Genomic DNA, 22999 nt, shown 5'->3' on the forward strand with positions numbered 1-22999 from the left:
TCTGCGGGGCTGGCTCGTTAGAGCCGCCCCGCGACCAGTTTCCTTTGTCGGTCGAGAGTATCCATGCCTCAAATCAGCCAATTCGCTGAAAACTGGTATGCCGCATCGCAGATTTTCTGGGTGCTGCTGACCTTCGGCTTCGTCTTTCTGGTCATCGGCCGCGGCATGCTGCCGAAGATCGAGGCGACGGTGGACGCGCGCGACCGCAAGGTTGCCGACGATCTGGCGGCTGCAAAAGCCGCGCACTCGGCGGCTGACAGTCTTGAAGAAAGCTATCGCCAGCAGAGCGACGCCAGCCGCGCTGCGGCGCAAAAGGCCGTCGCCGATGCGAAGGACAAGGCCGCGCGCGACGCCGAAAAGCGTCTCGCAAAGGTCGATGCCGATCTGGGCGAAAAGCTGAACGCCGCCGAGGCCGATGTCGCCGCCGCCCGCAAGTCGGCGATGGCGGAGATCGAATCGGTTGCTGCCGAAGCCGCGAGCGACCTGGTGGCAAAGCTGTCGGGCGCCAAAGTGGTGGCGGCAGATGCAAAAGCAGCGGTGAAAGCGGTACTCCATGGCTAATTTCCTGACCATTCTGTCCGAAGCCGCCGGCGAAGCGCATGCCGAGCCCGTCTCGTTCGGTTTCGTCGATGCGACGGCGTGGGTGTCGATCGCGATGACGATCTTCATCGGCATTCTGCTGTGGAAGAAAGTGCCGGCGATGGTCGCCGGGATGCTCGACAACAAGATTGCCGAGATTTCGAAGCAGCTGAAGGAAGCCGAACAGCTTCGCCTCGACGCCGAATCGTTGAAGGCCGAGTATGAGGCAAAGCTCGCTCGCGCGGCCAAGGAAGCCGACGAGATGCGCGCTCGCGCCGAAGCCGAGGCCGAAACGCTCGTCGCCAAGGCCAAGGCCGACGCGACGGCATTGATCGGTCGTCGCAAGCAAATGGCCGAGGACCGCATCGCTGCGGCCGAAGCCAATGCGCTCGCCGAGGTTCGCACCGCGACTGCCAAGGCGGCAACGGACGCGGCCGCCAGGCTGATCGCCGAAAAGCATGACGCGAAAGCCGACAAGTCGCTTGTCGATGACGCCATCGCGGCGGTCGCCAAAAGCTGACCCCTTCGACATCGTCGATACCAGAGCGCCCGCGGATCTCCGCGGGCGTTTTGCTGAATCCAACGGGGCTTATGCGCCGTCTATGTTCTGTAGCGCTGCGCGAGCGTAGGCGATTGCCCCTGAAACGCCGCCAGATCGGCGCGGAATATCGCATCGAGCAATTCGGATTGCTCGACTCCCGGCGCGCAAACGGTTTCGCCAAGCTCGAGACCGCGCAGACTTCCCGCCACCAGATCTTCGGCCGTCATGCGGGGAAGGGCGCTGAGATCCATACCCTGCCGCTCGTGAAATTCGGTTGCGACGAGGCCGGGGCAGAGGGCCTGGACGCGAATTCCGGCAGCCCCCAGCTCTTGATCCAGCGCCTGTGACATCGCGATGATATGCGCCAGGGTGCCGACATATATGGCCCGCCCTGGCGAATGGCCCAGCGGCGCTGGTCCGGAAAATCCCAGCATTCCGGCGACATTGATGATTGAGCCCCCTTTGCGTGCCACCATGCCGGGCGCTGCTGCATGCGCCAGCAGCGTCGTCGCGACGACCTTGACGTGCAGAAGCTCCGTCGCCTTGCCGGCGGGCAGTGCGGTAAAGGCCATGTAGTGCGATACGCCGGCGTTGTTGACGAGCAGGGACAAGTCCTCGTTCGCACAGATTTCGGCGACACGCCCGATGCCCTCGTCCGTGCCGAGATCCGAAACGACGACGCGGACCGTCACGTCGGACAGTTCGGCGGCAAGTTCATCCAGCCGGTCGCGGCGCCTGCCCACAACCACCAGATCATATCCGGCGGCGCCAAGCTGGCGCGCGAAGGCGCGCCCAATGCCGGAAGACGCACCGGTGACGAGCGCAAGCCTGTTCAAGTCATTCATAACGGAACCTCCAGCACATGATCAGAACCGGATCATGATGCGCCGCGCCAGCGCAGGCGAAACGCTGTTCACCATCTGCAACAGCTTCACCATGCCCGCGTTGACCTCGCTTTGGCCCGACCGGATTCCAGCGACGATCTCGGCCGCGCAATCGTGGGCGCTCATTTTCTTGCCAGCACGGCCTGCGGTCATATTGGTCTCGACGACAGGCGGCAGCGCCTCGATCACTTGAACATTGCTGTCCTTGAGCAGGTGGCGGATCGCCTGGGTGTAACTGCGAAGTCCGGCCTTGGTCGCGCAATAGATCGACCCGCCGGCGCGCGGCGCGATGGCCAGGCCCGAGGTGACGTTGAACATCGCCGCCGCGGGTTGAGCGCGCAGCGTCGGCAGCAAACGCGTGCAAAGTGCGATGGGCGCGTCGAGATTGGTGCGAATGCAGATTTCGGCGCTGTTCAGCGTCGCGGCGTCGTCGAGTTCATATTCACTGCCGACGCCGGCATTGTTGACGAGCAACGCGAGCGGTTTGCCCGCAACGCCGTTCACGACCGCGTCGACGCCAGAGGCGGTGGAAAGGTCGCTGGCGATCGTTCCGAAGCCGAGCGCCGCCATCGCCTGCAATTTTTCGGGCGAGCGTCCGGTGACGATCACCTCGGCGCCCGCACCCTGTAATTGCAGCGCGATCTCGCGCCCGATCCCGTCGCTGCCGCCTGTAACCAAAGCGAGCTTGCCGCGAACATCCATCAGACCCCTCCCATGTTCTTTTACCTCGCACACTATGGCGGGTCGCACCGCCTTCGCCTACATGCAAAATCATGGCTCGCCCCAACGCTCCCGACCGATTCAACGAAGAGAAATCCGCCTATGTCGTTCGCGGCAGCGGCGAGGAAGGCGACAAGCCCGATCTGGAGCGCGGCGCCGAGGCAATCCGCAGCGTCGTGCGCAAATTGCCGACGCGGCCCGGCGTCTATCGCATGCTCGATGCGCGCGGCGACGTCCTGTATGTCGGCAAGGCACGCGCGCTGAAAAACCGCGTGACCAACTATACGCAGGTCGCGAAGCTGCCGCAGCGGTTGCAGCGCATGGTGTCGCAGACGCGGGCGATGGAGATCGTCACGACGAACAGCGAAGCCGAGGCGCTGCTGCTCGAAGCGCAACTGATCAAGCGGTACCGCCCGCCGTACAATGTGCTGCTGCGCGACGACAAAAGCTTTCCGTTCATCCTGCTGCGCACCGACCATGACTTCCCGCGCGTCCAGAAGCACCGCGGCGCGCGGCGTGCCAAGGGCCGTTACTATGGACCGTTCGCGAGCGCGGGGTCGGTACACCGCACGCTCAATGCCTTGCAGAAGACGTTCCTGCTGCGCAGCTGCACCGACAGTTTTTTCGCGAACCGGTCGCGGCCGTGCCTGCTCTATCAGATCCGCCGTTGCTCGGCGCCGTGCGTCGATCGCATCTCGAAAGAGAATTATGCCGATTTGGTCGGTGACGCGCAGGACTTTCTGGAAGGGCGCTCGACCGCCGTGCAGAAGCGCCTTGGCGACGCGATGACGACGGCGTCCGAGGCGATGGACTTCGAGCAGGCGGCAGTGCTGCGCGACCGACTGAAGTCGCTGACCTTCATTCAGGGTAGCCAGTCGGTCCACGCCGACGGGCTTGGCGATGCCGACGTCTTCGCGCTCGCCGCGAAGTGCGGCCAGCTCTGCATCGCGGGATTCTTCATCCGCGGGGGCCAGAATTGGGGGCATCGCAGCTTCTTTCCGGCGCATATCGCGGGCGTGCCCGAAGGCGAGGTGCTCGAGAGTTTCCTGATGCAATTTTACGAAGGCGTGCCGCCGCCAAAGCTGATTTTGGTCGATCGCGAACCCGACGAATGCGAACTGCTCGCCGAAGCGCTCGGCGAAACGGCGGGGCGCAAGGTCGAGATCAGCGTCCCCCAGCGCGGCAATCGCAAGCGCCTGCTCGATCAGGCGGTGCGCAACGCGGGCGAGGAGCTCGACCGGCGGCTCGCCGAGAGCAGCAGCCAGGCGAAACTTGGGCGCGAGCTGGCCGATCTGTTCGATCTGGACGAGCCGCCGCAGCGTATCGAAATCTATGACAACAGTCATATCCAGGGCACCAACGCGCTCGGCGCGATGGTCGTCGCGGGCCCCGAAGGCTGGATCAAGGGCGCCTATCGCAAGTTCAACATCAAGCGCGCAGAGACGATGCCAGGCGACGATTTCGCGATGATGCGCGAGGTATTCCAGCGCCGCTTTGCCCGCGCGATCGAGGAAGACCCAGAGCGCACCAGGGGCGAATGGCCCGACCTGGTGCTGATAGACGGCGGCAAAGGACAGGTGTCGGCCGTCGCGTCGGTCTTCGCCGAGCTGGGGATCGACGACCTGACCTTCGTCGGCGTCGCCAAAGGGCCGGACCGCAATGCGGGGCGCGAGACTTTCTACTACCCCGACGGACGCGAATTCACGCTGCCCACGAACAACGCGGTGCTGTTCTATATCCAGCGGCTGCGCGACGAAGCGCACCGCTTTGCGATCGGTGCGCACCGCGCGAAGCGATCGAAGGCGATGGGCTCGTCACCGCTCGACGAGGTGCCGGGGATCGGACCGTCGCGCAAAAAGGCCCTGCTGATGCATTTCGGCACGGCGCGCGCGATCAAGAGTGCGAGCCTGGAGGACCTCAAAAAGGCGCCCGGGGTCAGCGCCGCGGTCGCGCAGGCAGTGTATGACTTCTACAATCCGGGAAGCTGAGAGAGGAACGACGATGGATTTTGCGGCGACGATGCCGCTCGCGGGAACGCTGGGCGTGACGATTCAGGAAGGCAGCAAGGAGCGCGTCGCGGGCAAGCTGCCGGTGCGGGCCGAGATCTGCACCGCCGGAAACATCGTCCATGGCGGCGCGATCATGGCGTTCGCGGACTGTCTGGGCGCGGTCGGGGCCTTCCTGACCTTGCCCGAAGGCGCAAGCGGTACGACGACGATCGAGAGCAAGACCAATTTTCTTGGCGGCGGCCCGCTCGGATCGGTGCTCGTCGGCGAAGCGACTCCGGTAAAGATCGGCAAGCGGCTGTCGGTGTGGCAGACGCGCATCCGCACCGAAGCCGGCGCCGACGTCGCGCTGGTGACGCAAACCCAGCTGGTGCTTTGGCCAGCCTGAGCGCCGATGCGATCGTCTGCGCCGTCCGGGCGCATGGCGAGCATGGCGCGATCGTGCGTGCTCTGACGCAGGACGCCGGGCTGGTCGCGGGCTATGTGCGGGGTGGGCGGTCGACGCGGATGCGGCCGATCCTGATGTCGGGCAATCTTGTCGCCCTCGAATTGCGCGCGCGAACCGAGGAGCAGCTTGCGGGAGCGACCGCCGAGCTGCTGACCAGCCGCGCCCCCTTGCTGGCCGAGCCGCTGCCTTCCGCGGCGATCGACTGGGTCACGAGCGTGACCGCAGCCATCTTGCCCGAAAGCCAGCCCTATCCCGCGCTATATTCGGCGCTGTCCGCCGTCCTCGACGCGATCGGAGCGGCGTCGTCGGCGCGCCAATGGGCCGCAGCGCTGGCGCGCTACGAGCTGTTGTTGCTCGCCGAATTGGGGTTCGGGCTGGACCTCGACGAATGCGTCGCGACGGGGTCGGCCAGCAATCTGGCCTTCGTCAGTCCCAAGTCGGGGAGTGCGGTGAGCGTCGGGGCAGCGGCGGGCTATGAAGACCGGCTGTTCCGGTTGCCCGCCTTTCTGCGCGGCGCCGATACGCCGCCTTCGATGGGCGATGTGCTCGACGGGCTGGTCATCACCGGGCATTTTCTCGACCGCGACCTGCTCGACGGGCGCAACCGCGACTTGCTGAGCGTAAGGGAAAGATTGATCGACCGGCTGGGCAGGGCGGTTGCGTGACGCGCTGACGCTGTCTAAGCGGCTCGCAACAAGCGAAAGGGCGACATAGTGCAAATCCTGCTGCTGGCTGGCGACGGTATCGGTCCGGAAATCATGGCGGAGGCCGAGAAGGTGCTTGCCGCGATGGCTCTGCCCGTGACGCTCGACCGCGCACTGGTCGGCGGTGCCGCCTATGAAGCGACGGGGCATCCGTTGCCGCCCGAAACGCTGGCCAAGGCCAAAGCCGCCGACGCGATCCTGTTCGGTGCCGTCGGCGATCCGCGGTTCGACACCGTCGACCGGCATCTGCGCCCCGAACAGGCGATCCTTGGGCTGCGGTCCGAACTCGGCCTGTTCGCCAACCTCCGCCCCGCCAAGCTGTTCGCCGGGCTCGAAGACAGCTCGGCGCTGCGCCCCGAAGTCGCTGCGGCCATCGACCTGCTGATCGTCCGCGAGCTGAACGGCGATGTGTATTTCGGCGAAAAGGGCACGCGGACCACTCCGGGCGGCGAGCGCGAAGGCTATGACGTCATGTCGTACAGCGAGAGCGAAGTGCGGCGCATCGCGCATGTCGCCTTCCGCGCGGCACAGGGGCGGGCGAAGCGCCTGTGTTCGGTCGACAAGGCGAATGTGCTCGAAACCTCGCAGCTGTGGCGCGACGTGGTGATCGAGGTTTCGGCCGATTATCCCGATGTCGCGCTGACCCATATGTATGTCGACAACGCCGCGATGCAGCTGGTGCGCAATCCCGGCCAGTTCGACGTGGTCGTCACCGGCAACCTGTTCGGCGACATCCTGTCCGATCAGGCGTCGATGTGCGTCGGATCGATCGGACTGCTCGCCTCGGCGTCGCTGAGTGCGGGCAAGCAGGGGCTGTACGAACCGATCCACGGCAGCGCCCCCGACATCGCGGGCAAGGCCATCGCCAACCCGCTGGCGATGATCCTGTCGCTCGCGATGCTGCTGCGCCATTCGGGCGACGACGAGGCGAGCGCGGCGCGGATCGAGGCGGCGGTCGCCAAGGTGCTCGCCGACGGTTGCCGCGGCGCCGATCTTGGCGGTACGATGCGCACGGCCGAACTGGGCGATGCGGTTGTTGCAGTTTTGAACGGGTAAGTGACATGAAGAAGACGACAGGCCTTGATCGCAGCAAGACGCGCAATTGGCACCCCGCGACGCAGGCCGTGCGCGGTGGCACATGGCGCAGCGAGCATGGCGAGACGTCCGAAGCGCTCTTCCTGACCTCGGGATACACCTATGACAGCGCCGAGGAAGTGGCGGCGCGCTTTGCCGGCGAAGCGCCGGGCATGACCTATTCGCGCTTGCAGAACCCGACCGTGGCGATGCTCGAAGAGCGGATCGCGCTGATGGAAGGCGCCGAGGCGTGCCGCACACAGGCGACCGGCATGGCAGCGATGACCACCGCCTTGCTCTGCCAGCTGTCGGCAGGCGACCATATCGTTGCGGCGAAGGCCGCGTTCGGCTCGTGCCGCTGGTTGATCGACAGCCTCTGCCCGCGCTTCGCGATCGAGACGACGGTCGTCGACGGGCGTGACAATGATGCGTGGGAGAAGGCGATCAAGCCGAACACCAAGGTCTTCTTCTTTGAGACCCCGGCGAACCCGACGATGGACATCGTCGACATGAAGTTCGTGTGCGATCTGGCGAAGGCGCACGGCATCACGACGGTCGTCGACAATGCTTTCGCGACCAGCGCGCTCCAGCGCCCGCTCGACTTCGGCGCGGATGTCGTCGCTTATTCGGCAACGAAGCTGATGGAGGGACAAGGGCGCGTGCTGGCGGGGGCGGTTTGCGGGACCGAAAAGTTCATCAACGACGTGCTGCTGCCGTTCCAGCGCAACACCGGGCCGAACCTGTCGCCCTTCAACGCATGGGTGGTGTTGAAAGGACTCGAAACGCTCGATCTGCGCGCGCATCGGCAGTCGGAGAATGCGTTGAAGGTGGGCAAGTTTGTCGAAGGCCGCGTGCCGCGCATGCTCCATCCGGGCCTTGCCAGCCATCCGCAGCATAATCTGGCGATGAGCCAGATGGACGCGTGCGGACCGATCTTCTCGTTCATCCTGGAGGACAGGGCGCAGGCGATGGCGATGCTCAACGCGCTCGAGCTTGTCGATATCAGCAACAATATCGGCGACGCGGTCAGCCTCTGCTGTCACCCCGCATCGACGACGCATTATGGCGTGAGCGCCGAGGCGCGCGCCGATATGGGAGTGGTCGAAGGGATGCTCCGGATCAACATCGGGCTTGAAGATCCGCGCGATGTCATCGCCGATCTGGACCAGGCATTGACCAGGGTCGGGCTTTGAGCGACCTTGGCCGCATCATGATCGACTCCTTCTTCCCCTTTTCAGCGACCACGGGGTCGATCACGGTTCGCGTGTCGGTCAGCTATCTGCCCGAACAGTCGCATCCGGCGCTCGGGCGCTGGTTCTGGGCCTATCATGTGCGGATCGAAAATCATGGCGAGTTGACGGCGCAACTGCTGACGCGCCACTGGCGGATCAGCGACGGTCGCGGTCAGGAAAGCGAAGTCGAAGGTGAAGGGGTCGTCGGCGAACAGCCCTTGATCGGCCCCGGCGGTGCGTTCGACTATGTTTCCGGCTGCCCGCTCCCGACCCCCGAAGGGTCGATGGTCGGCAGCTATATGATGGAGATCGGCGACGGATCGCAGATGCTCGTTGCGATCCCGCATTTCCCGCTCGTGGCGCCAGCGACCGCGTCATGAAGCGCACGCACCTGCCCTTGAACGCGCTTCGCGTTTTCGATGCTGCTGCCCGGCACTTGAGCTTTACGCGTGCCGCCGATGAGCTGGCCGTGACGCCTGCCGCGGTCGGGCAACAGATCCGTGCGCTGGAGGATATGCTCGGCGTCGTGCTGTTCCGCCGGACGCCCAAAGGGCTCGAACTTACTGGCGAAGCCAATGCGGGGCTCGACGCGCTGCGGCAGGGCTTCCTGCAATTCGAGGAATCGGTGCGCGCGATGCAGGCGGGGCAGTCGTCGCAATCGCTGACGATCGCCGCGCCGCGCGACATCACCGCCAAATGGCTCGCGCCGCGGCTCGCACGGTACAGCCAGCAGGCGCCCGATGTGCGCTTTACGCTGGTGTCCGCCGACGGCGGGATCGATTTCACCGAAGCGAACCTGGATCTCGCAATTTTCTGGACCGACGGAACTGGCGAGCACGAAGGCGTCGCGCTTTCCGACCCGTTGATGGTCACTGTCGCCGGTCCGGGCAGCGAGAGCGATACGCGCATTGCCTGGCCGGGCTGTCCGGTCGACGAGGGCGAGCCTGCCCTGCGGCTGGGCGATGCCGGCCTGGCGATCGATGCCGCCGCAAACGGGCTGGGGCAGGCAAATGTCCCCGCGATGCTTGCCGAGGCCGATATCGCGTCGGGTCGCGTCAGGCTGGTCCGCGAAGCCTTTGCCGTAAAGCGTAGCTATTGGCTTGTTGCCCCGACGCCGCAGTGGCGCCAGGCCAAGGTCAAGGCGCTTGTGGCGGCACTGACCAGCTGACCCGCTATCTTGCGGCGAGTGCCAGCAGGCGCGTCACAAATCCGACCAAGTGACTGGTGTCAACATTGGCTTCGGGGTTGTTCCAGCTCGCCGTGACGACCATCCATTTGCCGTCGGATTTTCGCTGGCCCAGCAGGCTCATCGACATCACGCCGTTTTCGGAGCCACCCTTGTAGCCTAAATAGCGCCAAGGCTCGCCCGCGGTGGGTCCGACGCCGTTGTTGATCGCCATCGCCGCCATCGCTGCTTCGGACTTTCGCGCCCGCAGGTCGATCATCAGCCGCGCAATATCGTTGGGCGACGCGAACCATTCGAGAGTATCGATAAACCGTGGCCCGGCTGTAAAGCTGACGCCGTCAACATTTTCCAGTACCAGCCGATTTGCGTTGGTTTCGACGATCTTGCGCTGCCCGGCATCATCGTTCTGCACGAAAGCGTCGCGCAAATTGGCGAAATTATTGCCCTTGAGCGCGAACGCCTCGACCGTCGTCAGAAATGGTATGTTGCGCGACGGATCGGCGTGTCCCGCCGCGCGCATCCGCGCCTGGATCGCATCGCGGCCGAGGAGGTGGATCAGCGTGTCGGCGGCACCATTGTCACTGACCGAAATCATCCAGTTTGCGAGCGTTTGCACCGTGACTGGCGTGTTCACAGGCCAGTTTGCCGTGGCCACCGACGAAAAGCTCAAGTGGGCGAGGGGGACAACATCGGACCAGCGCCGCTTGCCCGCCTCGACCTGCGCCGCCAGTTCGTCGAGAATATAGAGTTTGAAAGTCGATCCGACCGCGAATTGGCGATCGACTTGCGCACTCGCGACTGGTCTGACCACCGCGCCGTCGATTTCGGCCACGAGAAAGCCTGTTTGACCGGGCAGAGCGTCGATTTCCGCGGCAACGCGATCATAACTGTCGTCGGCCATCGTAAAGCTGATCAGACGCAGGCCCGTTACGCGGTCGTCGGGCGCGACACCCACATCCAGAACGACGGTCGCTGCGCCCTTTTCGAAAAGCAATTGAAGCGTCCCCGACCGGCCATCGGCCGAAACCGCCTGTTCGGCGGTGACCGCTCGTCCATATTGGGCCACCAAGCCAGCGGTCATCGCCTTGAACTGACCTTCGGAGATGGCCGTTTGAAAAGATGGTGCAAAATAGTCGGCGAAGGCGATGTTACCGTTGATAACATCGACCAGTTGCGCCGTGCGGCGCTCAAATGCGGTTGTTGTTACCGCCTGACTTTCGGTGGTTTGCGCCGATATGGCGGTCGGCGCCTGCATCGCCAACAGACCCATCGCGGCAGCTACTCGCCATTTCCCGCGCATATCCGCCCCCTCAGGCGTCGATCGCCGCCTCATCGAGGCTTGCCGCATTGGCCTGGATGAACTGAAAGCGATGTTCGGGATGCTTGCCCATCAGCCGGTCGACCAAGTCCTTGACAAGATGGCGTTCCTCATACTCCTGGGGCAGCGTAACGCGCAGCATCGAGCGTGTCGACGGGTCCATCGTCGTTTCCTTGAGCTGGTTCGGATTCATCTCGCCAAGACCCTTGAAACGGCCGACTTCGACCTTTTTCCCCTTGAATATGGTAGCTTCCAGTTGCGCACGATGCGCATCGTCCCTGGCATAGGCGGAGGTCGCACCAGCGGTCAGGCGATAGAGTGGGGGCTGGGCAAGGTAGACATGGCCGTTACGAACGATGTCGGGCATCTCCTGGAAGAAGAAAGTCATCAAAAGCGTGGCAATGTGAGCGCCGTCAACATCGGCATCGGTCATGATGACGATCTTCTCGTAGCGCAGCCGTTCGGAATCGCAATCCTTGCGCATCCCGCAACCCAAAGCGAGCGCGAGATCGGCAATTTCCTGGTTCGCGCGGATCTTGTCGGCGCTTGCGCTCGCGACATTCAGGATTTTGCCGCGGATCGGCAGGATAGCCTGCGTCTTGCGATCGCGCGCCTGCTTGGCGCTGCCACCTGCGCTGTCACCCTCAACGATAAATAATTCAGTGCCTTCTGGACCATTGTTGGCACAGTCCGTGAGCTTTCCGGGAAGGCGAAGCTTGCGGCCGCTCGTCGCGGTCTTGCGCTTGACCTCGCGTTCGGCCTTGCGTTTCAGCCGCTCGTCCATCCGTTCGAGGATCAAACCGAGAAGCGCGCGGCCGCGATCCATATTATCCGACAGAAAATGGTCGAAATGGTCGCGCACGGCATTTTCGGTCAGGCGCGCCGCCTCGGGGCTTGAAAGCCGGTCCTTGGTCTGGCTCTGGAATTGCGGGTCGCGGATGAACACCGACAGCATCATCTCGCCGCCATTGAAGACGTCCTCGGCGGTGATCTGCGCCGCCTTCTTCTGCCCGATCAGTTCGCCGAAGCCGCGCAGCCCCTTCGTCAGTGCCGAACGGAGACCTGCTTCATGGGTCCCACCTGCGGGCGTGGGAATGGTGTTGCAATACCAGCTATAGCTGCCGTCGGACCATAGCGGCCAGGCGATCGCCCACTCGGCGCGGCCTTGGTCGCCCGGAAAGTCCTGGCGCCCCACAAAGGGTTCGGCGGTCGCGCACTCGCGCGTGCCGATCTGTTCCTTCAGGTGATCGGCGAGACCGCCCGGAAATTGGAACACAGCCTCTTCGGGCGTGTCGTCACCGATCAGTTCGGGCGCGCATTTCCAGCGGATTTCCACGCCGGCAAAAAGATAGGCCTTCGATCGGGCGAGGCGGTAGAGCCGCTGCGGCTTGAAGCGGCCATGCTCGCCAAAAATCGCGACATCGGGAACGAACGACACGCTGGTGCCGCGGCGATTGGGAGTAGGGCCAAGTTCCTCGAGCGGCCCTTGCGGCGCGCCTTGGGAAAAACGCTGTCGATATAATTGCTTGGCGCGCGCAACTTCGACAATGGTTTCACTCGACAGCGCGTTGACGACGCTGACGCCGACGCCGTGCAGGCCTCCCGATGTCGCATAGGCCTTGCCTTCGAACTTGCCGCCCGAGTGCAGGGTAGTGAGAATGACCTCCAGCGCGGATTTGCCCGGAAACTTTGGATGTTCGTCGATCGGCATGCCGCGGCCGTTGTCGATAACGGTCAGGCGGTTGCCCACATCGAGAGTGATTTCGATGCGCGTCGCATGACCGGCGACGGCCTCGTCCATGCTGTTGTCGATGACCTCGGCTGCGAGGTGATGGAGCGCGCGCTCGTCGGTGCCGCCGATATACATGCCGGGGCGGCGGCGGACGGGTTCAAGCCCTTCGAGCACCTCGATCTGCGAGGCGTTATAGCTTTCTGCCGCCGGCTGGCTGCTGTCGAACAAATCGTGACTCATGGCCTGGCTATAGGGGGCGGCGAAGCTGGCTGGCAAGCGTGGTTTTGGAGGTAAAGGCGGGGCCGCTCCCGGCTCGGCTCGTCGCATTTTCGGTATCGTGACGAAACTTGGCCCGTCATTGCGTGTTTCTCCGCCGACTGAAAAGTCATTCAAAAAACGGAGAAAATAATGAAACTCGCAGCTCTCCTTGCCGCTTCGGCGGCATCCTTGCTGGCCGTGCCGGCAATCGCCCAGGACAATCGTGACACGACGAAGGACTTCAACGGCCCCTATATCGCGATCGGCGGCGGCGGGACGTTGCAGGGCAGCGACCGCGGCGAAACGCTGGTTTTCGACACCAACCGCGATGGCACCTATGGCGACACCGTCAATACCGCGGCTGGCGCAAACGCTTTTTCGCCGGGCTTCTGTAACGGTGCGGCAACCGGCACAGCGAATCTGGGATGCCGGAACGACAAGGACGGTCCCGAATATTTCGGCCGTCTTGGCTATGACCGGCGCATGGGCAATTTCGTTCTCGGCGCCGTGATCGAAGGCGGTCGCAGTGTCGCGCGCGACAGCGTCAGCGGCTTTTCGACCACGCCCGCGAGCTATACGATGAGCCGTGAGGCCGATTATCAGGCAAACGCGCGTTTGCGCGCGGGTTATACCCCCGGCGGCGGCGCACTCTTCTATGTCACCGGCGGCGGCGCTTATGCGAAGCTGGACAACCGGTTCACCACCACGAACGGCGCCAACAGCTTTGCCGACAATGGCCGAACCAACGCCTGGGGCTACACCGCGGGCGGTGGTGCCGAGATCATGGTGACCAACCATATCGCGATCGGGCTCGAGTATCTCTACACCGACGTGAAGGACAAGGATTATGTCGTGAATGTCGGGGCCGGGACCGCGGCGCCGACCAACCCGTTCCTGCTGAATGGCGGAGGGACCGATATCCAGCGTAGCGATCCCCATTTCCGCACGCACAGCGTGCGCGGGACTCTCAGCTTCCGCTTCTGACCTCTTGGGAAGTGGAATGGGAAGGCGTCGGACCGTTGGTCCGGCGCCTTTCGCCTATTGCGGCGCTGCAAAGATCGCGAAATTGCCGTTCGCGCTGCTGACGAGCTTGCCATCCTGATACAGCCGCGCGTCGATATTTGCGATACGCTTGCCGCGATGCAGCACTTCGGCCTCGCAGGTCAGCAGGCCTTCGACGACACGCGCGTGATAGTTGAACTTGATCTCGAGCGTCGCGCACCACTGGTCGTCGGGAAGCAGGCTGGTGATCGCGCCGCCCATCGCCGAATCGGCGAGCGAATAAGCGACGCCGCCGTGCGCCGCCCCCTGCGGGTTGAAATGCCGCTCGCGCTCGATATCGATCGCCATCACGCAGCGACCATCGCCGCGCTCGACCATTTTCAGGCCGAGCGTCGTTGCGAAATGGAAATCCTGCCCGAAGGGCTTCAACGGACGCGCGGTCCGCCGAACGGCGGGGGCGGGGGCGGGCGACGCGTGCCGCGCGGCAGCTGCGCCTGATAGGCACGGCCGCAATGCTCGACGCAATAGGGGAAGCCGGGGTTTACCGCGACACCACAGAAGTGGAAGTCAGGCTCGCCCGGATGCCCCATCGGCCAGCGGCAGATGCGGTCGTTGAGATCGAGCAGGCTCGTCTTGTCGGCGATCTCGGCGCTCGGCTTCGCCGGCACCAGACGGCGCGGCGGCGCCGGCGGGATCGGTGCCTGCTGATCGCCGGGACCCTGGCGGATGAAGCCGCCGGGCCCGATCGACACGATGCGCGGCGCATCGGGCTTGCGCACGACCTCGACGCCATCCTCGTCCGATGCTTCGGCGGCCGGCTGCGGATCGGGCTTGGGTGCCGCTGCGACCGGGCGCGGCGCGATCGGCGCTGCGGCGCGCGGTGCAGGGGCCGGCGATGCAGCCTTCGGCGCGGCGGGCGCCTTTGCGGGCTTGGCCGCCTTTTCCGTGGCCTTTACCGGCGACGGGCGCGATTTCAGGCCCAGACGGTGCGCCTTGCCGATCACCGCGTTACGGCTGACGCCGCCAAGCTCGTCGGCGATCTGGCTGGCGGTCAGGCCCTTTTCCCACATGTTGCGCAATTGTTCGATGCGCTCATCGGTCCATGACATTTCTTATATTCCTCATCATTCACGCAGCGGGCGGTTCGGCGATCGCGAAAGACCGCGTCCTCACTGCCCAGCTTGCGGTAAGATCGGGGAGGCGATAGGCGAGAACGCCATGAACGACCAGCCCCAAATTTCGCATCCCGACTCGGCGAATTCCGCCGCCGCTCCGACATTTGCCGAACCCGGCGTTCCGCAAATCCGGGCGCTGAACGTGCCCGGCCTGCAGGCCCTATATGTCAAGGAGGTGCGGCGCTTTTTCAAGGTCCAGCTCCAAACAATCTGGGCGCCCGCCATCACGACGCTCCTTTTTCTCGTCATTTTCACCGTCGCGCTGGGCGGCGCGGGGCGAACCGTCATCGGCGTTCCCTTCGCCGATTTCATCGCGCCGGGGCTGATCATGATGGCGATGCTGCAGAACAGCTTCGCCAATTCGAGCTTTTCGCTGCTCGTCGGCAAGATCCAGGGCACGATCGTCGACTATCTGATGCCGCCGCTCGCGGTCGGCGAGTTGATCATCGCACTCATCGGCGCGGCGGTGACGCGCGCAATCCTCGTCGGCTGCGCGCTATGGCTCGCGATGTTGCTGTGGCCGGGCGTCCACGTCGTTCCCGAGCATCTCTGGGCAGTCGCGCTGTTCGGCATCCTTGGCGCGATGATGCTCGGCTTCCTTGGCCTGATCACCTCGGTCTGGGCCGAAAAGTTCGACCATGCCGCGGCGGTGACCAATTTCGTCGTGACGCCGCTCGCGCTGCTGTCGGGCACCTTCTACTCGATCGACCGCCTGGCGCCCTGGTTCCAGACGGTCGCGCACGCGAATCCCGTCTATTATGCCATCATGGGCTTTCGCTACGGCTTTATCGGGACGGTCGATTCGACGATCGCCAATCCGGTGCTGACCGCGGCGCTGTTCCTGATCGCAGTGAACGCCGTGCTCGGCGTGATCACCTATCGCCTGCTCGTTTCGGGGTGGAAGCTGAAAGCCTGATCGGCCGACGACGCCGGATCAGTGCCGGTGAATGGGGCGCACGCGGTAGCGGCCCTTCACCAGCCCGTCGAACATCGCGTCGATCTGCGGATGATCGACCGGGCCATGCTCGGCGTCGCTGACCAGATTCTGCTGGCTCACATAGGCAATATATGACGAATCGTCATTTTCGGCGAGCAGGTGATAATAGGGCTGCTCCTTCGCCGGACGAATGTCCTCTGGGATCGCGTCGTACCATTCATCGCTGTTCGCAAAGACCGGATCGACATCGAAAACGACACCGCGAAAGTCGAACATGCGGTGGCGCACGATGTCGCCCGGCCCGAAACGGGCGCGCTCGATCAGCGGTGCGGCGACATGCGACGGGATCGAATCCTGGAAATCGGGAGAGGTTTTGGACGTCATTCCTTCAATCTATGGCTATTTACGCGTGTTTCAAGTCCGTTACACTCACCCTTGACTGCGGCGGCCCGAATCCGGACTGTGACCGGGGTTACAGATGAGTTGGCCGGTGGCGCTAGATTGCCCTCCTGGCCTTTGCATTGGCGGGCCGCTTTGGCCGAGGGGAGATCCATTTCATGACCGACGCACCTTTGAACAACTTGCCGCCCGCCGCTTCGGGTATCATCCAGCGCGCAAAGGATATTCTCCTCAAGCCGAACGAGATCTGGCCCGTCATCGCCGCCGAGCCCGCGACGACGCAGTCGATCTATGTTCCCTATGTGCTGGTTCTGGCGGCGCTTGGGCCGCTTGCCGGCTTTATCGGGCAACAGGTGTTCGGGATCACGATGTTCGGGGTGACCTATCACCCGCCCTTGGTCAGCGCGCTTGTCATGGCGATCGTATCCTATGGCCTTTCGCTGGCGACGACCTTCATCCTGGCGCTGGTGATCGACGGGCTGGCGACGAACTTCGGTGGCGAGAAAAATCAGGTCCAGGCGCTGAAGGTTGCGGCCTATGCGGGAACCGCTGGCTGGGTCGGCGGCATCTTCGGAATCTTGCCGGCGATCGCCATCATCGGGCTCTTGTTCGCCCTCTATGGCCTGTATCTTCTGTACCTCGGCCTGCCTGTGCTGATGAAGGTGCCGCAGGACAAGGCGCTCGTCTATACGATCGTCGTCGTCGTCGTTTATGTCGTGCTGTTCCTGATCGTCGGCGCAGTCGTCGGGGCGCTCAGCGCGCCTTCGCTCGTCACCATCCGGTAACCGCGCCACAGGCCGCCTCGGCGTAGCGCCGGGGCGGCGGCATGTGGTCAAAATCAGGGAAAAATGGAGGAGAGTGAGGGATTCGAACCCTCGGTACCGTTGCCGGCACTTCGCATTTCGAGTGCGACGCTTTCGACCACTCAGCCAACTCTCCTCGCTGAGAGGAGACGCCCCTAGCGGCGGCTCGCGAGACTTGCAACCCTCTCGTCACAATTTCGCGATCCGCCGGTCAAGGGCGATGATCGATCAGGGCTTGTCGGCTTCCCACCAATAGGCCTGGCGCTTGCGGTCCCCCGTCTCGACCTCGTTCATCGTCAGCGGATCGTAAAGCCGCCCGCCGAGCATCACGCGGTGAATCTTCTCGGTATTGCGGATATCCTGCGTCGGGTCGGCGTCGAGGATCAGCAAGTCGGCAAGCTTGCCGGGCTCGAGCGATCCAACATCCTTCGCATATCCCAGGGAGGTTGCAGGCATGATCGTCGCGGCGCGCAGCGCGTCGACGTTGCTCCAGCCCCCGCGCACGAACGACCAGATTTCCCAATGGGCGCCAAGGCCCGCCTGCTGGCCGTGCGCACCGATCGACACCATCCGCCCCGTCGCGGCGATCTTCGCGGCTTCGCGTGCGCTGTCGTCGTCAACATAGTCGCTGTCGGGCGAAAGCACGCGGCGCTTGTTATCGGCGCCCAGCACCGTCGGCGGAATGTGCCGCGCGACGATGGGCTGTTCCCAGACATTGGTGTGCGCGCGCCAATAGGGGTCGCCCGCAGGGCCACCGTAGGTGACGACCAGCGTCGGCGTGTAATCGGTCTTGGTCTGCCCCCAAAGCTGCACCAGATCCTTGTAGAAGGTGTGGAGCGGAATATTGTGCTCGACGGTCGAATTGCCGTCCTGGATCAGCGTCAGATCCATCGTGTAGAGCGAACCGCCCTCGGGCACGACCTCCATCCCTTCGGCCTGCGCCGCCTTCACCACCATCTGGCGCTGTTCGCGCCGCGGCTGGTTATAGTTTTTGACGCTGTGTGCACCCTGCGCCTTCAGGCGACGGACATGCGCGAGTGCGTCTTCGTAGCTGTCGATCTCGGCATAAATGCCCGCTGCTTTCGCCCCATAGATGACCTCGCCGGTCGAAAAAATGCGCGGTGCCAGGATGATTCCGGCGCGCTGCATCTCCGACGAGACAAAGATTTCGGACGCGCGCGACGAGGGGTTGTGGCTCGTCGTTGTGCCCATCGCGAGATTGACGATCTCGGACCAGTTCTGCTGCGGCACCAATTCGTCGTCGCCGTGCGGCCCGTGGGCGTGGGCATCGATGAAGCCGGGGAGGATCGTCTTGCCGGTTGCGTCGATCGTTACGGCACCGGCGGGAACGGTGACGGCGCCCGCCTGACCGACCGCAGTAATGCGGTCGCCCTCGATAACGATAGCGCCATTTTCGATGATGCCGCCGTCGGTCGCCGCCATCGTGACGATCTTCGCCCCGGTGATGACGACCGTGCCTTTGTGCTTCGAGGCGGCTTCGGCCATCGAGAGCGACACGCCGCTGGTCGGCGGCGTGAATTTAGCAGGCTTGCTGTCGCCGGCAGGGGCACTGGCGAAAAAGCTGCCAAGGTCGGCGCTGAACAAGGTCGCGCCGCGCGTCCAATGCAGCCTCTTTCCTCCATCGGACCAATGCATATAGTCAGCGCCACTGTCGCTGGCACGCGTGACCGGCATCGCGCCGCCCGACGTCGACAGCGACACATCCTGGCCGCCCGGCATCAACGGCGTGACATAGGCGTCATAATTCTCGCGGAAGGCGAGGGTGTGGCCGTCCGGAGAGACCTCATAATCGCTCACCAGTTCGCCGCTCGCATGGACGCGCTTGTCCTGGCCGTGAAGGTCCGTGCTGACGAGCTGGCTCTTGCCATCCGACGAGGTTACCATGAAGACGCGGTCGCTTGCCGCACCGAATTGCGGTTTTGCTCCATTGTCGCTGACTTTCTCGGGCGCGCCACCACTTGCCGCGACACGGTAGATGCCCGGATTCTCGCCCCAGCGTTCCGACCGCAACCCGCCGCCCGCCCGCTTTTCAAACGCGATGATCTTGCCGTCGGGCGAGAAGCGCGGCTCGGCATAATGGCCCGGAACCGTCGTCAGCTTGCGCGGCGATCCGCCGCCGGCGCCCACCACCTGAATTTCGCCTAGACCGGCGTCGGTCCATCGCACGAAGGCGATCTGCTTGCCGTCGCGCGACCAGCTGGGCCACAGTTCGAAGCCATTGTCCTTTGCCGTCGTCAACCGCCGCGCCGTGCCGCCGGTTGCGGGTTTGACCCATAGCTTGCCGAGCGTTTCGAACACGACAGTGCGGCCGTCCGGCGAGACTTCGGCCCAGCGCGGCATCTGGGTGTTGAAGTTGTCGGGAGCGACATCGACCGTCGGATGCGTTGCATCGATGATCACACGGTCGTCATTCACGCTGAACGGGATGACCCGCGCGTCGCCGCCGCTTGCATTCACGCGGCGGAGCTTGCCGCCCGCCCAGAAAACGACATCCTTGCTGTCGGGGGTCCAGCTCATGTTCGGATAGACGCCGGTGACGGCCCAGGTTTCCTGAACATCCTGGTCGAGGGCGTCATAGACTTTCTTTTCAGCGCCCGACGTGAGGTCCTTCACATAGAGCTTCGACTGCGTGCCCTCGCGCCGCACGAACGCGAGCCGCTTGCCATCGGGAGAAGGCGAGGGGCGCACCGCGCCGCCCGCGCCCGACGCGACAGTCGTGACCTCGCCGTCGTTCAGGTCATAGCGCTCGATATGAAAGAGGTCGGTATTGCTGTCCTGAGCATATTCGAAGATCGGCCCCGGCGTGACGTTGCGCGTATAATAGACGCCCTTGCCGTCGGGCGCGAAGGTCGGCTCGCCGAGTTCTTTCTGATGGCGCTCGCTAGGCTTTTTGACGAGCGGAACGCCCGCACCACCCGAGATGTGATACATCCACACTTCGCCCGTGCCGAGCGAACGGCCCGTCGTGAAATGCTTTTTCGCGACAATGAACTGGCCGTCGGGGCTCCAGCTCGGCTGGTTCAACAGGCGGAATTCTTCCTTGCTGAGCTGGCGCTTGTCGCTGCCGTCGCGGTTCATCAGCCAGATATTGTCGCCGCCGCCGCGATCCGAGACGAAGGCAATGCGTTTTCCATCGGGCGAGAACCGCGGCTGATGCTCATAGGCCAGGCCCTCGGCGATGCGCGTCGGCGTCCCGCCCTCGATCGGCATCGTATAGATGTCGCCGAGCAGGTCGAAAGCGATCGTGCGACCGTCGGGCGCGACATCGACGTTCATCCAGCTGCCCTCGTCAACCGCGATCGGCACCTTGTGCGTCGTCATGCCGGGCGGCGCGTTGACGTCCCACTTCTCGGGCTTGGCGTCGGTTGCAGGAACGGCAGGCGCCACCTGCGCCCAAACCGAAGTCGAACAGGCCAAAGTCGCCGCAAGAGCGAGAACGAAGCGCGCCATGAAATTATCCCCTGTTGAAATATATGGCGACCATATGGCGCGGTTGCCAAGTTGCAAGGACAGGTTTCGACGAAGCGCTGGCACGGTCGACGGACGGCTGCTAGCGCCAGGGAAACAAGCGATAGGGGAGGGCCAGCGTGCCGCTGAAGGGAATAAGGGTACTCGATTTCGGCCGCTATATCGCGGGCCCCTATCTTGGCGCGTTGCTCGCCGATTATGGTGCGGACGTGATCCGCATCGAAGCCCCCGGCGGCAACGAAGATCGCTTCTCGGTTCCGGTCGCCCCCGACGGGTCGGGCGCGATGTTCCTGCAGATGAACCGCGGCAAGCGCAGCCTGACCCTGAAACCCGGGAGCGAAGAAGGGCGCGAGATTGTAAGGCGACTGGTCAGCACCGCCGATGTCGTTATCGCGAACATGCCCGACGAGGCGCTCGAAAAGCTCGGGCTCGATTACGCGACGCTGTCGGCGCTCCGTCCCGAGATCATTCTGGTCACCGCCTCGGCCTTCGGCAACGAGGGCCCGCTCGCGCAGCATGTCGGCTTCGACGCGGTCGGGCAGGCGATGTCGGGCGCGGTCGTGATCGGCGGCAGCGAGGGTCAGCCCTCGCGGGCGCAGGTCAATTATATCGATTTCACGACGGCGCTCCATTGCGCCTTCGGCGTCATGCTGGCACTGAGGGAGCGCGAACGGACGGGGCGCGGGCAGCGCGTTTCGGGGTCGCTGCTGGGCAGCGCGCTCGCGATTTCGAACGGACTGACCATCGATCATGCAATGAACGGCATCGACCGCGGCATGATGGGCAATCGCGCTTTCAGCTCGGCACCAACCGACATCTTCGCGACGCGCGACGGGTGGATCATGACCCAGATCGTCGGCAACCCGATCTTCGCGCGCTGGGCGAGGCTCGTCGGGCGGTCCGAATTGATCGACGACCCGCGTTTCGCGTCGGACATATTGCGCGGCGAAAATGGCGCCGAACTGAGCGCGATCATGGCCGACTGGTGCGCGAGCCGCACCAACGCCGAAGCCCTCGAAGAATTGGGCGAAGGCCGGGTTCCCGCAGGTGCGGTGCTGAAACCCTCGGAAGCGCTGGCGCATCCACAGGTCGTCGCGACCGGGCTCGCCGAGCCGATGCACTACCGTGATACTGCCAAAGCGGCGCCGGTGGTGCGCGCACCGATTACGCTGTCCGAAAACGCGAAAGTCCCACTCGTATCGGCACCGCAGGTGGGCGAGCATAGCGACGTGATCCTTGCCGAACTCGGGTACAACAGCGACGCGATTTCGGCTTTGCGCGCGCAAAGGATTATTTGATCGGCCGGTGCTGGACGTGGCCTCGATGCGCGATTAAATACCGTTCAGTACAAAACTTCTCAGGAGCCCCCGATGAGCGATCAGTCCGAATATGTGCCGCCGAAGATCTGGACCTGGGACAAGGAAAGCGGGGGGCGCTTTGCCAACATCAATCGCCCGATCGCGGGTCCGACGCACGACAAGGATTTGCCCGTCGGCAAGCATCCGCTCCAGCTTTACTCGCTCGGCACGCCCAATGGCGTGAAGGTCACGGTGCTGCTCGAGGAGCTGCTGGCGGCGGGCCATAGCGGCGCCGAATATGACGCATGGCTGATCAACATCGGCGAGGGCGACCAGTTTTCGAGCGGCTATGTCGCGATCAATCCGAACAGCAAGATCCCGGTGATGGTCGACCGCAGCGGGACCGACCCGATCCGCATCTTTGAATCGGGGGCAATCCTGATCCATCTGGCCGAGAAATTCGGAGCCTTTATGCCGACGGACACGGCAAAGCGCGCCGAAACCCTGTCATGGCTGATGTGGCAGATGGGCAGCGCGCCGTTCCTCGGTGGCGGTTTCGGGCATTTTTACGCGTATGCGCCGTTCAAGCAGGAATATCCGATCAACCGCTATGCGATGGAAGTGAAGCGCCAGCTCGACGTCCTCGACCGCCGGCTTGCCGAGAGCGAATTTATTGCCGGCGCCGATTATACGATCGCCGACATGGCGATCTGGCCCTGGTATGGCGCACTTGTGAAGGGCCTTGTCTATGAGGCGGGCGAATTCCTGCAGGTGCAGGAATATCAGAATGTCCAGCGCTGGACGGATCAGCTGGCCACGCGTCCGGCCGTGAAGCGCGGTCGCATGGTCAATCGCGCGGTCGGCGATCCCGCGAGCCAGCTTCGCGAGCGCCACGATGCCTCCGACTTCGATCTGCGCACGCAGGACAAGCTGGAGGCGGAGGCCGCCGCCGAATAACCGATTTCAGCCAACCCGACCGCTGCCTTGATCGCGACGATCAGGCAGCGGTCGGCTGTTATGCGGCCTGGCGGGTCGCCGCTGGTTCCTTAAAACCAGCTACCGCGTTCGATGTCGGTGCTGCCGGCGCGGAGCGAATAGAAATCCCTGTCTTCTCCGATGATGATCGGGCCATCATATCGATCGTCGGCGTTGCCAAGGCACGCGGCGTCGAGATGGCGCATGGCCGGCGTGGCTCGGCACCAGCCTCTTCACAC

At 63.9% G+C, this 22999-nt stretch carries 23 protein-coding genes and 1 tRNA gene; 14 read left to right on the forward strand and 10 right to left on the reverse strand.

Annotated features, from left to right (window positions below; all coding sequences use genetic code 11):
* The first annotated feature begins 63 nt into the window (after positions 1-63).
* Complete coding sequence (locus tag ACO055_RS03115; RefSeq protein ID WP_422061154.1) at positions 64-561, forward strand: ATPase; 498 nt, start codon at positions 64-66, stop codon at positions 559-561.
* On the forward strand, positions 554-1099 hold the full coding sequence (locus tag ACO055_RS03120) for a F0F1 ATP synthase subunit B (protein ID WP_422061155.1): 546 nt from the start codon (positions 554-556) through the stop codon (positions 1097-1099). The genes ACO055_RS03115 and ACO055_RS03120 overlap by 8 nt, the downstream gene beginning before the upstream one ends.
* An 80-nt stretch (positions 1100-1179) precedes the next feature.
* Here the strand turns inward: ACO055_RS03120 and ACO055_RS03125 are convergent, their stop codons facing one another.
* A complete protein-coding gene (locus ACO055_RS03125) occupies positions 1180-1965 on the reverse strand; it encodes an SDR family NAD(P)-dependent oxidoreductase (protein WP_422061156.1) in 786 nt (261 codons plus the stop codon).
* A 21-nt stretch (positions 1966-1986) separates the two neighbouring features.
* Positions 1987-2706, reverse strand: coding sequence for an SDR family oxidoreductase (locus tag ACO055_RS03130; RefSeq protein WP_422061157.1), 720 nt, complete (start codon positions 2704-2706; stop codon positions 1987-1989).
* A gap of 71 nt (positions 2707-2777) precedes the next feature.
* Between ACO055_RS03130 and uvrC the strand changes: the two genes are divergently transcribed.
* From uvrC to ACO055_RS03165, 7 genes are all read left to right on the forward strand, one after another.
* Positions 2778-4712, forward strand: coding sequence for an excinuclease ABC subunit UvrC (gene uvrC / locus ACO055_RS03135; protein WP_422061158.1), 1935 nt, complete (start codon positions 2778-2780; stop codon positions 4710-4712).
* Between the two features lie 13 nt (positions 4713-4725).
* Positions 4726-5118 carry a PaaI family thioesterase gene (locus tag ACO055_RS03140; RefSeq protein WP_422061159.1) on the forward strand — a complete coding sequence of 131 codons (393 nt, stop codon included), beginning with the start codon at positions 4726-4728 and terminating at the stop codon, positions 5116-5118.
* Positions 5106-5843 carry a DNA repair protein RecO gene (gene recO, locus ACO055_RS03145; RefSeq protein WP_422061160.1) on the forward strand — a complete coding sequence of 246 codons (738 nt, stop codon included), beginning with the start codon at positions 5106-5108 and terminating at the stop codon, positions 5841-5843. Before ACO055_RS03140 ends, recO begins: the two co-directional genes overlap by 13 nt.
* Before the next feature lie 93 nt (positions 5844-5936).
* Entirely contained in the window at positions 5937-6938 is a 1002-nt protein-coding gene (gene leuB, locus ACO055_RS03150; RefSeq protein ID WP_422062403.1) for a 3-isopropylmalate dehydrogenase, read from the forward strand.
* 5 nt (positions 6939-6943) lie between these two features.
* Positions 6944-8149: a trans-sulfuration enzyme family protein gene (locus ACO055_RS03155; RefSeq protein WP_422061161.1), complete on the forward strand. Its 1206-nt coding sequence runs from the start codon at positions 6944-6946 to the stop codon at positions 8147-8149.
* Between the two features lie 17 nt (positions 8150-8166).
* Entirely contained in the window at positions 8167-8568 is a 402-nt protein-coding gene (gene apaG / locus ACO055_RS03160; protein WP_422061162.1) for a Co2+/Mg2+ efflux protein ApaG, read from the forward strand.
* On the forward strand, positions 8565-9356 hold the full coding sequence (locus ACO055_RS03165) for a LysR family transcriptional regulator (protein WP_422061163.1): 792 nt from the start codon (positions 8565-8567) through the stop codon (positions 9354-9356). Before apaG ends, ACO055_RS03165 begins: the two co-directional genes overlap by 4 nt.
* Positions 9357-9360: 4 nt before the next feature.
* On the opposite strand, the gene ACO055_RS03170 is transcribed toward ACO055_RS03165, so the two are convergent.
* Both ACO055_RS03170 and parE read right to left on the reverse strand, forming a co-directional pair.
* Positions 9361-10674, reverse strand: a complete 1314-nt coding sequence (locus ACO055_RS03170) for a serine hydrolase (RefSeq protein ID WP_422061164.1) — start codon at positions 10672-10674, stop codon at positions 9361-9363.
* A gap of 10 nt (positions 10675-10684) precedes the next feature.
* Positions 10685-12664: a DNA topoisomerase IV subunit B gene (parE, locus tag ACO055_RS03175; RefSeq protein ID WP_422061165.1), complete on the reverse strand. Its 1980-nt coding sequence runs from the start codon at positions 12662-12664 to the stop codon at positions 10685-10687.
* A gap of 168 nt (positions 12665-12832) precedes the next feature.
* Here parE and ACO055_RS03180 point away from each other — a divergent pair, with 168 nt between their 5' ends.
* Complete coding sequence (locus tag ACO055_RS03180; protein ID WP_422061166.1) at positions 12833-13666, forward strand: outer membrane protein; 834 nt, start codon at positions 12833-12835, stop codon at positions 13664-13666.
* Positions 13667-13720: 54 nt separating this feature from the next.
* On the opposite strand, the gene ACO055_RS03185 is transcribed toward ACO055_RS03180, so the two are convergent.
* Positions 13721-14113 (reverse strand): PaaI family thioesterase, encoded by a 393-nt coding sequence (locus tag ACO055_RS03185; RefSeq protein ID WP_422061167.1) that lies wholly within the window; start codon positions 14111-14113, stop codon positions 13721-13723.
* The gene (locus tag ACO055_RS03190) at positions 14110-14793 is read right to left on the reverse strand and encodes a GcrA family cell cycle regulator (RefSeq protein WP_422061168.1); all 684 of its coding nucleotides are present in this window, start codon (positions 14791-14793) and stop codon (positions 14110-14112) included. The genes ACO055_RS03185 and ACO055_RS03190 overlap by 4 nt, the downstream gene beginning before the upstream one ends.
* 109 nt (positions 14794-14902) lie before the next feature.
* On the opposite strand from ACO055_RS03190, the gene ACO055_RS03195 reads away from it, so the two are divergent.
* The gene (locus ACO055_RS03195; RefSeq protein WP_422061169.1) at positions 14903-15775 is read left to right on the forward strand and encodes an ABC transporter permease; all 873 of its coding nucleotides are present in this window, start codon (positions 14903-14905) and stop codon (positions 15773-15775) included.
* 18 nt (positions 15776-15793) lie between these two features.
* Here the strand turns inward: ACO055_RS03195 and hspQ are convergent, their stop codons facing one another.
* Positions 15794-16180 (reverse strand): heat shock protein HspQ, encoded by a 387-nt coding sequence (hspQ, locus tag ACO055_RS03200; protein ID WP_422061170.1) that lies wholly within the window; start codon positions 16178-16180, stop codon positions 15794-15796.
* A gap of 173 nt (positions 16181-16353) precedes the next feature.
* Between hspQ and ACO055_RS03205 the strand changes: the two genes are divergently transcribed.
* Positions 16354-16980, forward strand: coding sequence for a Yip1 family protein (locus ACO055_RS03205; RefSeq protein WP_422061171.1), 627 nt, complete (start codon positions 16354-16356; stop codon positions 16978-16980).
* A 64-nt stretch (positions 16981-17044) separates the two neighbouring features.
* On the opposite strand, the gene ACO055_RS03210 is transcribed toward ACO055_RS03205, so the two are convergent.
* Together ACO055_RS03210 and ACO055_RS03215 are read right to left on the reverse strand one after the other, a co-directional pair.
* A tRNA-Ser gene (locus ACO055_RS03210) sits at positions 17045-17134 on the reverse strand.
* A 92-nt stretch (positions 17135-17226) separates the two neighbouring features.
* Positions 17227-20469 carry an amidohydrolase family protein gene (locus ACO055_RS03215; protein WP_422061172.1) on the reverse strand — a complete coding sequence of 1081 codons (3243 nt, stop codon included), beginning with the start codon at positions 20467-20469 and terminating at the stop codon, positions 17227-17229.
* Between the two features lie 137 nt (positions 20470-20606).
* On the opposite strand from ACO055_RS03215, the gene ACO055_RS03220 reads away from it, so the two are divergent.
* Both ACO055_RS03220 and yghU read left to right on the forward strand, forming a co-directional pair.
* Positions 20607-21785: a CaiB/BaiF CoA transferase family protein gene (locus tag ACO055_RS03220; RefSeq protein ID WP_422061173.1), complete on the forward strand. Its 1179-nt coding sequence runs from the start codon at positions 20607-20609 to the stop codon at positions 21783-21785.
* 72 nt (positions 21786-21857) lie between these two features.
* Positions 21858-22742 carry a glutathione-dependent disulfide-bond oxidoreductase gene (gene yghU / locus ACO055_RS03225; RefSeq protein ID WP_422061174.1) on the forward strand — a complete coding sequence of 295 codons (885 nt, stop codon included), beginning with the start codon at positions 21858-21860 and terminating at the stop codon, positions 22740-22742.
* A gap of 89 nt (positions 22743-22831) precedes the next feature.
* Here the strand turns inward: yghU and ACO055_RS03230 are convergent, their stop codons facing one another.
* Positions 22832-22966, reverse strand: coding sequence for a hypothetical protein (locus tag ACO055_RS03230; RefSeq protein WP_422061175.1), 135 nt, complete (start codon positions 22964-22966; stop codon positions 22832-22834).
* Positions 22967-22999 lie beyond the last annotated feature (33 nt).

The sequence above is a fragment of the Sphingopyxis sp. genome, assembly GCF_965227415.1.
GTDB lineage: Bacteria > Pseudomonadota > Alphaproteobacteria > Sphingomonadales > Sphingomonadaceae > Sphingopyxis.